Below are 13251 nucleotides of genomic sequence, written 5' to 3'. Positions count from 1 at the left end.
CGGTTCGGGTGATCCACGCGTCGGCGTTCCGTACACGTTGACCTCCATCGCTGCCGTCGCGCTGGGCGGCATCGCCTTGACCGGCGGGCGAGGGGGCATGCTGGGTGCAGCCGCGGCCGGCACGCTGCTCTTCCTGATCCAGACCCTGTTCACGCTGGCGCAGGTTTCGATCTTCTACATCCAGATCATGTACGGCCTGATCCTTCTGGTTGCGCTGACCTTGAACGCAGCCGGCGAGCGCGCGCGGCGCGGCCGTATGACAAAGCAGCTCGGCTGAGCCGCGTTGCCTCCGCGGCCAAGCAAGTCGTCGCGGCAAGCTTCGCGCATCGCGATGGTTGGATGCTCAACCACGACTTAGCGCCCAAAGCCGTTTGACCTAGACCAATTCATGTCGGTCTTATCGGCCGGTTCTTTTGGGAGGAGATCATGAACATGCTACCAGCTTCGCTGGCACGGCGCGGCGTGGCCGCAGTTGCGTTTTTGGGTGTCTGCGTCTTGGCTTCGCTAAGCGCGGCCGGTGCCGCCAGCGCCCAGGACAAGCCGCGCATCGTCATGCTGGGCGGCCCGCTATGGGATCCCTTTTTCGGCGCGATGAAGAAGGGCGGCGACGACGCTGCTCGTGACCTCAATGTCGACTACCAGTGGATCACCGGCACCGATCCCAACAATTTCGTCGCCGACTACGCCAAGCTGGTGAAGCAGGCCGCGAGCCAGAAGCCGGCCGCCATGGTCATAGGCAACTACTTCCCGGACACGCTCGACCCCATCATCAAGGAGATCACGGCCAGCGGCATCCCGGTCATCATTCAGCATGATGGTGGCGCTTCCTGGCGGGATATCGGCGCGATTTCATACGTAGGCTTCAGCGCCCGTGACCTCGGTCGCTCGGTTGGTGAGAGGGAGATCAAGGCCGGTGCAAAATTCGGCCTTTGCGTCAATCACGTTCCCGGCAACACCACGCTGGACCTGGATTGCCTCGGCTATAACGATGCCTTCAAGGCGGCCGGAGGCGACTCCAAGGTCCTGACCATCCAGTTCTCCGATGCCAGCAACCCCACTTTTGTCAGCAGCGCCATCCGTGGTGCGCTGCAAAGCGATCAGAGGATCGATGCGATCTGGACCATTGGCGCCGTGCAGGGCGTTGCTTCCGTGGAGGCCGTCAAGCAGAGCGGAAGAAAGATCGTCAATGCTTCGCTCGGCCTGTCGCTCGGCTCGCTCGAAGCCTTGAAGAACGGCGACCTGCTCTTCATCGCCGACCTGCAGCCATATCTCGACGGCTACTACGCCTTGCTCGCGGCATACCAGTATGTGCAATACAAGATGCTGCCAATGGGTCAGATATCAACCGGTCCGCTGATGATCACCAAGGACAATGTTGACGAGGTGCTGAAAGTCAACGTGACCTATCCCGGCGTCAGAGGGGCGTCCTGATTACGCGCCAGCTCCCTGCGATCGTGGCGCGCCCGAGATCCCGCCTTCACTGTCCCTCGGATCTTCTCAACCAATCCCAGCACTTGCCGGATGACGCTCATGACATTGGAAACCCAGGCGCTGCGTGACGCATCGGCCGCCACCTCCCGGCCAATGCGGAGCTGGTCTCCGTCCAGTCTAGTGCGCAGACCCGAGTTCGGTGCCTTCGTAGCCACCGTTTTCGTCTATGCTTTCTTCGCGGCGACGGCCTATCGGTACGGCTTCGTAACCTTCGACGGCACCGCCGGATGGCTCAACACCGCAGCCGAGCTCGGCATCATCGCCATACCGGTCGGCATTCTCATGGTTGCGGGCGAGTTCGACCTGTCGGTCGGCGCGGTGGTAGGCGCGGCGTCGATCACGGTTGCGATCGGCACGACATTGTTTGACTTTTCCGTGTGGCTCATGATCTCAGCCGCCCTTGCACTTGGCCTGGCTGTCGGCGTCCTGAACGGTCTCCTTGTCGTGCGCACCGGGTTGCCGTCCTTCATCGTGACGCTTGCCAGCAGTTTCAGCATAGGCGGCCTGTCACTTGGCCTGGCGCGGCTGCTCAGCAACACCACCTCGGTCTCGGTGAAGTCGACACCGCTTTCAGATGCTGTCTTCGCATCGAACTGGGGCCAGGCAAACATCTCGATCCTGTGGTGGTTCGCCATCACGATCTTTGGCGGTTGGGTACTGGCGAGGACCGCGTTCGGCAACTGGATATTCGCGACCGGTGGAAACCCTGTCGCGGCGCGCGGCGCCGGAGTACCGACAGGTTTTGTCAAGATCGTGCTGTTCATGATGACCGGTCTTGGCGCGAGCCTTGTCGGTGTCATCCAGGCGATCGGATATCATTCCGGCAACGCGACTGCCGGCCTCGGCTATGTCTTTCAGGCACCGATCGTCGCCGTAATCGGCGGCGTCCTGCTCGGCGGCGGCTACGGCTCCGCGTTCGGGGTGTTTCTCGGCACCGTCATTTTCGGCGTCATCAATATCGGCATCTTCTACACCGGATGGAGCACCGACTGGGTCCAGCTCTTTCTCGGCGTTCTGCTGATGGCGGCCGTGATCACCAATCACTACTTCCGGCGCCTCGCCATGAGCGCTGGCTAGCCGACAGCGCGAGGTTCTGCATGGCTTCTGAAAACCGCCCCCTCATCGAACTGCAAGGCGTCTCCAAGCGCTTTGCCGGCGTCCAGGCGCTTACTGACGTGTCTCTTAGCGTTCCAGCCGGGCAGGTGGTTTGCCTTCTAGGTGACAACGGTGCCGGCAAGTCGACATTAATTAAGATCCTGTCGGGCTTTCACGGTCCTAGTGAAGGCAAGATCCTACTTGATGGCGTGGAAACGCAATTCACCGATCCGCGCGATGCCCGAGCGCGCGGTATCGCCACAGTGCATCAGGATATCGGCACCATTCCGCTGATGAGCGTGGGCAGGAACTTTTTTCTTGGCGCCGAGCCCAAGAAAGGTGTCTGGCCGTTCCAGCGGCTAGACATCGAGAAGGCGAACCGCGTCTCCGTGGAGCAGATAAGGCGCTTCGGGATCACGCGTGTGCGCGACGGCAACCAATTGGTGGGATCGCTATCGGGGGGTGAGCGACAGGTGCTTGCAATCGGGCGAGCTATGTATTTTGGCGCCCGCGTCCTGATTCTGGACGAGCCGACATCGGCACTTGGTGTCAAGGAGGCCGCTACCGTGCTGCGCTTCATACAGGCGGCGCGTGCCGAGGGTGTCGGCATTGTCTTCATAACGCACAATGCACATCATGCCACGCTCGTGGGCGACCTGTTCACCGTCCTGATCCAGGGTCGTGTTGCGGCCAGTTTCAAGCGCGGTGAAAAGAGCAGCACGGAACTGCTGTCGCTGATGGCAGGAGGCGAGCAGATGGAGGACATAGCGGGCGAGCTCGCCGTTCTGGCGCCGACAGTTACGACAACGCCCCTGGGAGAGACGCAATAGTGACCACACGCGATGTGCATTCGATCGACGCCTTGCTTCGCAGGGCGGCGCAGCGCGGTGACGTGCCCGGCGTCGTTGCCATCGCGGTCGACAAAACGACCCGGCTGTATGAGGGCGCCTTCGGCCTGCGTAACCTTACCAGGCGCGCACCGATGACGCTGGACACAGTCTTCTGGTACGCATCGATGACCAAGGCCCTGGTGGCGACGGCGGCGATGCAATTGGTGGAGCAGGGGCGGGTCGCTCTGGACGAACCGATCGGAAGCGTCCTGCCGTCGCTTGCCTCACCAGAGGTTCTCGATGGTTTCGACGCGAACGGCACGCCAATGGTGCGGCCGGCCAAGCGGCCGATCACACTCCGGCATCTGCTGACGCACACATCCGGCTATGGCTACGACATTTGGAATAAGGCGGTCGAGCGCTATATGCGCGAGAACCACATACCGCTGCTAGTCGACTGCAAGTTGAGTTCGCTCGCTCAGCCTCTGGTGGCCGATCCGGGCGAGAAATGGGAATATGGCATCAGCATCGACTGGGCCGGGCAGGTCGTCGAAGCTGTCAGCGGCCTATCGCTCGAGGACTATCTGCGCGAGCACCTGTTCGCGCCCCTTGGGATGCACGACACGGCGTTTCTGATAAAACCGGCGTGGCGCGAGCGCTTGGCGGACGTGCATCGCCGCCAAGCAGACGGCTCGCTTATTCCGATCGAGCATGAGATCTCCCAGCAGCCCGAATTCTTCATGGGCGGCGGCGGCATCTACGGAACCGCTGGCGACTACGCGTCGTATATCCAGATGCTCTTGAATGACGGGCGAGCCAAGGATGGCACTGTCGTGCTCAAGCCGGATACCGTCGAACTCATGGGCCAGAATAGCATCGGCGACATCAAGGCAGGCGTGCTCACCTCGGTGTTGAAGGATCTCGCCAACGATACTGATTTTTTCCCTGGCATGCCGCAGAAATGGGGATTGAGTTTTCTGCTCAATACGAGTGATTCGCCCAATGGGCGTAGCGCCGGCAGCATGACCTGGGCTGGCCTTGCCAATACCTATTTCTGGGTGGATCGCTACAGAAGCATAGGCGGCGTGATCATGACGCAGATACTGCCTTTCGGGGATCCGATCACTCTGAAACTCTATGAAGGCTTCGAGCGCGGTCTCTACTTTGGACCGAGCAAACCTTCGTAGCGACGATCGCCCCCATCTCTCATCGCCGAACGCGATGGTTGCTTGGCAATTTACGATTTCCGTTCCTTCGGACCATGTCCTAAGAGACCTAATGGCGGTCGTTCCGGTTCGCCATCTCGGCCGTTTTGGAGGATGGCGGTCGTGCTCCCAGGCTTCGCCGAGCGCTTGCGTTGACGGCCCGCTGAAGATTGGGCGCTTCTCCGCTCCGCTTGCACCCTCCCGAAGAACCTTGGGAATGTGACGTGACAGCAGCCAAACCACACTGCCAGCCGTCGGGTGCCTATCACATCGCCATCGGCGACATGACGGTGACTGCGGTCAATGACGGTACCTTTCAGGCCACTTTCGATATGATCGCGGGTATCGATCAGGAGGATTGCATCCGCATCGAAACAGCGGCGTTCCGTCCGGTTCCGCCAAAAATGACGATGAATGCCTTTCTGCTCCGGACCGGCGATCATGTGGCGCTTGTCGACACGGGCTGTGGAACGCGTTCGGGACCGACGTTGGGCATGGTCTGCCGGAACTTGGCGGCAATCGGCATTGTTCCCGCTGACATCGACACCATCCTGATCACGCACATGCATCCCGACCACATCAATGGGTTAATCGATGAAGCCGGTGAGGCTGTGTTTGCGAACGCAGAACTTGTCGTCAACGAGGCCGAGCTCCAGTTCTTTCGAGATCCCATGTCGCCCTCACGCTCACCCGATGGCGAACCGCAGGAATTTTTTGAAGGGTTCCGGCGGGCTACCCGGCCGTATGGAGAGCGCATCCGGACGGTTCGTGACGGACCCGTCATGCCAGGGGTCATTGCTGTCACACAGGCCGGCCATACGCCCGGCCACACCGGCTGGCTCATTGAATCCGGCGGTGACTCTGTAATGATCTGGGGCGACATTGTTCATATGCCGCATCTACAATTTACGGCGCCCCAGGCAGCAACGATTCTTGACATAGACCGCGATCTGGCTGTGGCTACCAGGCGGCGTGCCTTGGATATGGCGGCTGCAGACAGGCTTCGCGTAGCCGGCATTCACCTGGACTTTCCTGCCTTCGGTCATGTCGAGCGACGAGGCGGTGGCTATGCCTTCGTTCCGGAGGTCTGGCGCGCGGTTGTCTGACGATTTGGCGTCCCTCTGTTGAGCGCCCCAATATCGATCTCTTGAAACTAGATGGGAGGAAGCAATGAATCCGGATCGCCGTCGGCTTTTGAAACTCGTGTCCGGTGCTGCGCTCGCTGGCGTTACGTCAACGGCACCTTTGCGGCCCGCCTTCGCGCAGCAGAAGCTGCGAATCGGATTGGTTGTCAAGGTCATGGGCATCAGCTATTTCGACGTGACCCGCGATGGTGGTCAGCAAGCGGCCGATGAACTAGGCAATGTCGAACTCGTTTACACGGGTCCGACCGCAGCGACCGTCGAACAGCAGATTGCGGTCATCGACGCGCTCGTCGCCCAGAAAATCGACGCTCTTGTCATCTCGGCCAACGACGCCACAGCCCTCATCCCTACAGGCAAGAAGGCGATGCAGCGTGGCATAAAGGTCATCTCCTTCGATTCTGCGATCGCGCCGGAAGGCCGCATAATGCATGTGAACGCCCCGCACGATGACTTAATCGGCGCCAATGACGTGCGCATGATCAGCAAGACGCTCGGTGGCGAAGGCGAGGTCGCAATTCTGTCGGCAACCTCGCAGGCAACCAACCAGAACCTCTGGATCGAGAAGATGAAGGAGGAGTGGCAGAAGGAGAAATATGCCAAGCTAAAGCTGGTCGGCGTGGTCTATGGCGACGACGCGGCGGACAAGAGCTATCGCGAGGCGCAGGGACTCATAAAAGCGTACCCAAATTTGAGGGCCATTATCTCGCCGACCGCCGTCGGCATTGTCTCCGCCTGCCGGGCGGTTACCGATGCAGGTCAGTTGGGCAAGATATTTGTTACTGGCCACGGCCTGCCTTCGGAGATGAAGCCAAACGTGCTTTCCGGTGTGACCGATACGTTCCAGCTTTGGAGTCCTGCTGATCTCGGCTACGCGGCCGTCATGTATGCCGGCATGCTCGCGCGTGGGCAAACCGACGGTGCAGCCAACAGCACCACCAAGATCGGTCGTCTCGGCGACATGACCGTAGAGGCGGACGGCAGCGCTTATCTCAAGGACCTGTTGGTATTCGATAAGTCGAACATCGAAGAGTGGGCGACGAAATTTTAAGCGTCAGGAGTTTCGGACGCCTGGTTGTGCGTGATCTCGAAGCGAACCAAAGTTTCGTCAACGGGCAAACTCTCGCGCTTTACGGGAGGTCGTGATTGCGGGCTTTTAATCAGCCGATCTGAACGAAGTTTGCCCCGGGGACACTTGCCGCAAGGGAAGTTTCGGCGCTCTGGGCCGGCATGCCGATCCGATCGTGCCGTTCGCATTCCTACCGGGCGGCACTGGGCTGAAGCTTCTGCGCTACGGGCGTGTCCGTGACGACCTTATTCTCGACGCAGAGCGCTTCTGTCTGGACACAGAAATTCGCCTTGTCAGTAGGGTGCAAGGGAATTGCTCCGTGGAGAGGGCGAACAGTTCGCAAATGATTCCGCGATACGCGGCGAACCCTAGTACCCGGCTGCAGCCAGCCCGTCAGCGTGCATCTCCAAACGCGATGACATGTTTTCCATATGAGACTCCCTCACGCCGGCAGTTGCGGTAAAAACCCTGGAAAAGCAACCCGAGCCACAGAATTGGGCTGAGCCCACGGTGTAGGCGGATATTTGTCGTGGGGGAGGAGCGTTGCCGCAACCCTACCATTTGCGCCATCGCCAGACAGTCTGGTTGGCGGCGATTATGCGCCCGAACCCTTGGTTCACACGATCCAAACCGCCTTAACACGACAAATATTAATGAGGAGGAATTAATAAATGCCAATGAAGACACTTGCTGCTGTCGGCCTGACAATAGCTATCGCTCTGACCGGTACTGTCCCGACATCAGCCCAGATGAAGAGCAGCACGTTCAACATTCTGATGCTGACTGATCTTTCCTCGGTCTATTCAGAAACCTCAGGTCCAGGTGATGTGGAATTCGCAAAGATGGCGGTCGAAGATTTCGGTGGCAAGGTCAACGGGGTTCCGATAAAAGTCATCGTCGTCGACAACAAGCTTGATCCGGCGCTGTCCGTCAACAAGGCACGCGAGATCATCGATTCCCAGGGCGTGAATCTGATAACGGACGTGTCGAGCTCGGCGGCCGCGATCGCTGTTGCCAAGCTTGCCAACGAACGACACATTCTGACGACTTTCGTCAGCCCAGGAACCATGGCACTTTCCAACGAGGCCTGCGGTAAATACACTTGGCACTACGGATACGATACTTCAGCCATGTCGGTCCCAGTCAAACAAATGACCAAGGAGGGCACTAAGAAGTGGTACTTTATCGCGGCTGACTTTGCCTTCGGTAAATCTCTGCTCGATTCTTTCTCAAAGGCTGTCAAGCAGAATGGCGGCGAAATCGTCGGGGTGGACATGGTGCCGTTCCCCAATGATGATTTCTCAAACTATCTCCTGAAAGCGCAGGCGGCGGGCGCGCAGGCCATCGGCATTCTTGAATCGGGTCAGGACCTGCGCAACGCGGTCAAGCAGGCACGAGAGTTCGGATTGATGGACGCCGGTATAAAGATTGTTCCCGGCCAGTTGAATCTGTCGGACGTCAAAGCTCTTGGCCCAGACACTTGGGCTGGCGTTAACGCCGCGCTGATCTGGTATTGGGATCTGGACGACGAGACCCGGAAATTCGCCAAACGCTTCCATGAGAAACTGAATTTCTATCCCGGCGACATCCACGCCGGGAACTATTCCGCCGTCTATCAGGTGCTGAAAACGGTCCAGGAACTCGGCACCGACGATCCCGACAAGGTGACGAAAGTCCTTGAAGGCCGACGTTTCAGCGACATGTTCGCGAAGGACGCGCTCATGCGCAAGAGCGACCATCTTGTGGTCAAGCGCACCTTCGTCGGTCAGGTCAAGCCCGCGTCGGGCGTGAAGAACGATAGTGACTTTTTTGATATCACCGGCTCGGTTCCAGGTGACGAGGCGTATTATCCGGAGACGGACAGCACCTGCAAGCACGACTGGGAGTAGGACGACATAGTTCCCGGAATCGGTTTATCGACGTCGCCGGGACGCATCTGGCCTGCAGGGATCCGGAGTTCTACCTAATGTCATATTATGCGATATTGCTCTTCAATGGGCTGGTGAGCGGCGGGGTCCTGGCGCTGATGAGCCTCGGAATGAGCATCATTTTCGGCATGATGCGCGTGGTCAATTTTATGCATGGCTCCATGTTCATGCTTGGCGCCGTCACCGCGTTGGTTCTGGGGTCTCAATTCGGCCTCTCGTTGTGGGTCGGCTTCCTCGTTTCAGCCGTCTTTGTTGGCACGACTGGCATCGTGCTGGAACGGCTGCTTATACGGCGCCTCTACGGCCTCGACCTTGCGTATGTTCTGATCCTAACGTTCGGCCTCTCGCTGATCATGCAAGACGTCGTCCGGATATTCTACGGTGTGACGTCCGCGCCCTATCTTGTGCCCGACCTTCTCAAAGGTGCCGTCAACCTTGGGTTCGTCTCCTATCCGAAATATCGTCTCTTTGTCGTCATAGTATCGATCGGCTTGTGTTTCGGTACATGGTTCGCGCTGGAGCGTACCCGTTTGGGCGCCCTTATCCGGGCGGCCTCGGAGCGGCCCGATCTCCTCAAATGCTTCGGTGGGAACGTACCCCTCCTCATTTCCGGGACATTCTTCTTTGCCTCGGCTCTGGCCGGGCTGGCTGGGGCGCTCTCGGCGCCGTTGCGCAACGTGTCACCCTTCATGGGCGAAGAGATGATCAATTTCGTCTTTGCTGTGGTCGTTGCCGGCGGGATGGGGTCGATTGCCGGCTCGGTGGTCATGGGCTTTGCATCCGGTCTCGTCTCGGCCATCGCAGCGATCTTCTATGCCCCGGCGTCCACCGCAGTCATTTACATCCTTATGCTTGTTGTGCTGCTGGTGCGGCCCGGCGGTATCTTCCAGGGCATCGACATCTCTCATTTCGCGCTTCACTACACACCGATGACGGAGCGCGCGCGACAGGTATTCCTGAGCAGGCCTGCCGCCTTGGTCGCGCTTGCTGCCGCCCTTCTGCTTCCTTGGGTGATCTATCCGGTCCTGGCGACCGATATCATCCTATGGGGATTGTTCGCCCTCGGTTTCGATCTTCTGTTCGCATTCGGTGGCCTGCTATCTTTCGGACAGGCGGCCTATTGGGGCACTTCCGCTTATATCACCGGCATTCTGATGGTTAAGCTCGGGGTCCCGATGCTACTTTCCGTGCTCACGGGTGTCGCCGCCAGTACGGCTGTCAGCCTCCTCTTCGGCTTGGTCGTCGCGCGAAAGAAGGGGATCTATTTCTCGATGATCACTTTCGCGTTCGCATCGATCGTATATTTCATCATCAACCAGTTTCCCGACTTTACGGGGGGCGAGGATGGCCTGCATGGGCTGGTTCGGCCGACACTCCTGGGGCTGGATCTGGGCGATGATAGGGTCTTCTACTATGTATCTCTGGGCGCTGTGGCACTGGTGGTCTACGCCATCCTACGGCTTCTCAAATCGCCTTATGGGCTCGCGCTTCTCGGCGCTCGCGAGAACGAGCAGCGCTTGATGAGCATTGGGTACAATGTATACAGCCTGCGAGTGAAGGCTTACGTGTTTTCGGCTTTGGTATGTTCGATCGGAGGCGCTTTTTATGCGCTAAACCATCAGTTCGTTACGCTCGAGATGGTCAGCTGGCGGGCGTCCGGAGAGCCGGTCATGATGACGCTTCTGGGCGGAGCAGGCACCATTTTCGGGCCATTCGTTGGCAGCGGCGTCGTCCTGATGATGCGCAGCACGCTTTCGTCGATAACGGACAGCGGCAGCCTGTTCCTTGGCATTTTGTTCGTCACCATTGTGCTTCTGTTCCGCCGCGGCATACTCGGCGAAATCGTGCATTATTCCGTTGACCGCGTTCCACCCGCCGAAATGTCTGGCTCGGGCAGGCGATATGCATCGAAGCCCGATCGGGTTGTCGCTACGGGAGATGCAGCCGATGCCTGATTGTGGCCAGAACATTGGCGAGAGCGCTGGCGGAACCGTGATGCCGCTACTGGAACTGCAGTCCGTCACGATGAGTTTCGGCGGCTTCAAGGCGATCAATGACTTAAGCCTGAAATTCGAGAGAAAGCCGGTTTACGGCATCATCGGCCCTAATGGGGCCGGCAAGACGACTTTGTTCAACGTCTTGAGCGGGTTTTATCGGCCGAAGCGTGGTCGGCTGCTGTTCAACGGCCAGGACATGACTCGTTTACGTGCCGAGCAGTTTGCTCGCCAAGGTATCGTGCGCAGCTTTCAGATCACGAGCATCTTCCCCAATCTCTCGGTCATGGACAATGTCGTGCTGTCGGTGCAGCGCCGAGCAGACGGGGGTACGAAGGCCTTCGCAAAGATCGACTGGCATGAGGATCACCGGCCGGAAGCGTCGGCACTGCTGGATCAGGTCGGAATTCCGTCCTCTTTGCGCGGTCGACCCGCAGGGGACCTGCCATATGGCCGCAAACGCGCCTTGGAGCTCGCGATTTCCCTGGGAGCACACCCAACGATTCTCCTTCTCGACGAACCAACCGCTGGGATGACGACGGCAGATGTATCGCGTACGACGGACCTTATTGCGCAACTGTCCGTCGACCGCATGATCATCGTCGTGGAGCACAACCTCGGTGTCATCGCAAATGTCGCCGATGAGATCATTGTGTTGCAGCAGGGGGCGCTTCTAACGCGCGGTCGCTACGCCGACGTCCGACAGGATCCCCGGGTGATAGAAGCCTATTTGGGAAAGCGCCATTGAGCATGCTGGAGATAACGGATCTCGACGCCTATTATGGCGAAAGCCATATTTTGCAGGGCGTCAACTTGTCTGTCCAGACTGGCGAAGTGGTAACGTTGGTGGGGCGAAACGGTGCCGGCAAGACCACGCTGCTGAAGTCGATCATCGGCGATATTCCGCGACGAACCGGGAGCATCCGCTTCATCGGAACCGAAATCATCGATCTCTCGCCTGAGCGGATTTGCAAGATGCGGGTCGGTTTTGTGCCGGAAGACCGCGGAATTTTCTCGACGCTGAACGTATACGAGAATCTGTCGATCGGCCGTGCGAACGGAGACACCGCCTGGCCGCTCGACCGGATCTATGAGTATTTCCCGATCCTCAAAACCCGGCGCTCGCAAAAGGCCGCGTCGTTGTCGGGTGGGGAAAAGCAGATGCTAGCGATAGCGCGGCCCCTTTACATGGGCGCTTCGTTTCTGATGCTCGACGAGCCGACAGAGGGGCTGGCACCTGTCGTGGTCGATGCGATCGGTGCACTGATCAAAGATATCAAGTCCACAGGACTGACCATTCTCTTAGTCGAGCAGAATCTTCAATTCGCCGCCGAGGTCGCCGACCGGTACTACGTAATCGAAAATGGAAAAATCGTCAGAGAAATGACGAACCATCAGATGGCCGAAGATCAACAAAGTCTTCTTGATCACCTCGGAGTGTGAGGCACGACCAGGATGTTGTCGAGCTCCGGATGGCAATGGCGAATCAAACCTTTGACAACGCCCATCCTCGAGCTCCGCTGCCCGACCGCGAAAACGCCGGGGCACGCTCATGCGCGCTGTCGCCGATCCTGGCCTGCGCTGTCCCAGGACATCTCGATCGCAACGACACAGCCGAGTTACGCGCGAGGGCCAAGCCAACTTAGCGTTATGGTCAAAATGCAGTGATTGATCTTCTCTGTGGATTGCACTGAGGCACCCCTCCCAAAAAACTAATTGTCTTCTTGGTCTTAGGTTCGCCGGACCATACGAGAGAATATGAAGGAAACCGGTTGGCTAACCATCCCCTCTACGTATTGATTGTATATGCAAAGTTGACCCGCAGAGGCTAAAACAGTCGTTATTCGTCAGTGGTTTACGAAGCGGTTCGTCCATTTTGATTCAGGAAGCTGATCCAGCTATTTCGCTGCCCGAATTTAACTCATACCGAATGGCAGCTTTGCGTCCAATATCGGCCGTTCGGCCTCACCGGCATCGATCCCCCCAAAAGCGGCCGTTCGTTCCTCCGGGCAAGCGGTCGCTCAGGAATGCCTGGCTTCGGATAATCCAGTCAGTCCGCTTTGTGGGAACGGTGGGTCATAAGCAGCCGCATAGATTGGCTGAGAACGCCGTTGGCGGATGAGCATGGGAACGCGTTCCATTACCGGCGACGGCTTTCCGCCAGATGTCGGCTACACCGACGTTCGCCCCCGCAATGAAGCGTCACCTATGAACTCGGTCGGAGACAGTCGTTGTAGGGCGAGAACGTAGCGTTCCGACGCATCCGGAGGAGTTTTCAGTTGAGATTAAACGAACAAGCCCGGCCGTGAGGTCAGACGTCCGGCGGCCGAAACTCACGTACGACCTCGAACACGCCGGGCTCGAAAATCACAGTTTCCATGATCTCTCGAAGCGCGCTCATCGAGCTGCTGCCTGCGCGCATCGCCTGATATTCCGCGAGGCTTCGCCAGCGCGCATACATCACAACCCGCTCGCCATCCAGGCTCAGATGCAGTGT

The 13251-nt window shown here is 58.6% G+C and carries 10 protein-coding genes and 2 pseudogenes; 11 read left to right on the top strand and 1 reads right to left on the bottom strand.

Features of this window, described 5'->3' with window-relative positions; genetic code table 11:
• From EN939_RS37920 to EN939_RS05130, 11 genes and pseudogenes are all read left to right on the top strand, one after another.
• Positions 1-277, top strand: a pseudogene (locus EN939_RS37920) (ABC transporter permease); the annotation flags it as partial.
• A 149-nt stretch (positions 278-426) separates the two neighbouring features.
• Entirely contained in the window at positions 427-1431 is a 1005-nt protein-coding gene (locus tag EN939_RS05175) for a substrate-binding domain-containing protein (RefSeq protein ID WP_127267178.1), read from the top strand.
• A gap of 99 nt (positions 1432-1530) precedes the next feature.
• Positions 1531-2568, top strand: a complete 1038-nt coding sequence (locus EN939_RS05170; protein ID WP_236382680.1) for an ABC transporter permease — start codon at positions 1531-1533, stop codon at positions 2566-2568.
• Positions 2569-2588: 20 nt separating this feature from the next.
• Positions 2589-3416, top strand: coding sequence for an ATP-binding cassette domain-containing protein (locus EN939_RS05165; RefSeq protein WP_024504916.1), 828 nt, complete (start codon positions 2589-2591; stop codon positions 3414-3416).
• Positions 3417-3430: 14 nt separating this feature from the next.
• Positions 3431-4603 (top strand): serine hydrolase domain-containing protein, encoded by a 1173-nt coding sequence (locus EN939_RS05160; RefSeq protein WP_127267176.1) that lies wholly within the window; start codon positions 3431-3433, stop codon positions 4601-4603.
• 242 nt (positions 4604-4845) lie between these two features.
• A complete protein-coding gene (locus tag EN939_RS05155; protein WP_024504918.1) occupies positions 4846-5727 on the top strand; it encodes an MBL fold metallo-hydrolase in 882 nt (293 codons plus the stop codon).
• A gap of 64 nt (positions 5728-5791) precedes the next feature.
• Positions 5792-6814, top strand: a complete 1023-nt coding sequence (gene rhaS, locus EN939_RS05150; protein ID WP_024504919.1) for a rhamnose ABC transporter substrate-binding protein — start codon at positions 5792-5794, stop codon at positions 6812-6814.
• A 689-nt stretch (positions 6815-7503) separates the two neighbouring features.
• Entirely contained in the window at positions 7504-8721 is a 1218-nt protein-coding gene (locus tag EN939_RS05145) for an ABC transporter substrate-binding protein (protein WP_127267175.1), read from the top strand.
• Between the two features lie 77 nt (positions 8722-8798).
• Positions 8799-10715, top strand: a complete 1917-nt coding sequence (locus EN939_RS05140) for an ABC transporter permease (protein ID WP_127267174.1) — start codon at positions 8799-8801, stop codon at positions 10713-10715.
• A 40-nt stretch (positions 10716-10755) separates the two neighbouring features.
• Entirely contained in the window at positions 10756-11502 is a 747-nt protein-coding gene (locus EN939_RS05135; protein WP_024504922.1) for an ABC transporter ATP-binding protein, read from the top strand.
• 2 nt (positions 11503-11504) lie between these two features.
• Positions 11505-12197 (top strand): ABC transporter ATP-binding protein, encoded by a 693-nt coding sequence (locus EN939_RS05130; RefSeq protein WP_127267179.1) that lies wholly within the window; start codon positions 11505-11507, stop codon positions 12195-12197.
• 868 nt (positions 12198-13065) lie between these two features.
• On the opposite strand, the pseudogene EN939_RS37915 reads toward EN939_RS05130, so the two are convergent.
• Positions 13066-13251: pseudogene (locus tag EN939_RS37915) on the bottom strand (antibiotic biosynthesis monooxygenase); the annotation flags it as partial.

Source organism: Mesorhizobium sp. M7A.F.Ca.CA.002.05.1.1 (genome assembly GCF_003998335.1).
GTDB lineage: Bacteria > Pseudomonadota > Alphaproteobacteria > Rhizobiales > Rhizobiaceae > Mesorhizobium.
The sequence above is the reverse complement of the archived record's forward strand: the minus strand, read 5'-3'. Positions and strand labels throughout refer to the sequence as shown.

Excerpts from the sequence above, each read along its gene's own strand:
- rhaS (WP_024504919.1), top strand. The coding sequence starts at position 5,792 with ATGAATCCGGATCGCCGTCGGCTTTTGAAACTCGTGTCCGGTGCTGCG.
- EN939_RS05135 (WP_024504922.1), top strand. The coding sequence starts at position 10,756 with ATGCCGCTACTGGAACTGCAGTCCGTCACGATGAGTTTCGGCGGCTTC.
- EN939_RS05140 (WP_127267174.1), top strand. The coding sequence starts at position 8,799 with ATGTCATATTATGCGATATTGCTCTTCAATGGGCTGGTGAGCGGCGGG.
- EN939_RS05170 (WP_236382680.1), top strand. The coding sequence starts at position 1,531 with ATGACATTGGAAACCCAGGCGCTGCGTGACGCATCGGCCGCCACCTCC.
- EN939_RS05145 (WP_127267175.1), top strand. The coding sequence starts at position 7,504 with ATGCCAATGAAGACACTTGCTGCTGTCGGCCTGACAATAGCTATCGCT.
- EN939_RS05165 (WP_024504916.1), top strand. The coding sequence starts at position 2,589 with ATGGCTTCTGAAAACCGCCCCCTCATCGAACTGCAAGGCGTCTCCAAG.
- EN939_RS05130 (WP_127267179.1), top strand. The coding sequence starts at position 11,505 with ATGCTGGAGATAACGGATCTCGACGCCTATTATGGCGAAAGCCATATT.
- EN939_RS05175 (WP_127267178.1), top strand. The coding sequence starts at position 427 with ATGAACATGCTACCAGCTTCGCTGGCACGGCGCGGCGTGGCCGCAGTT.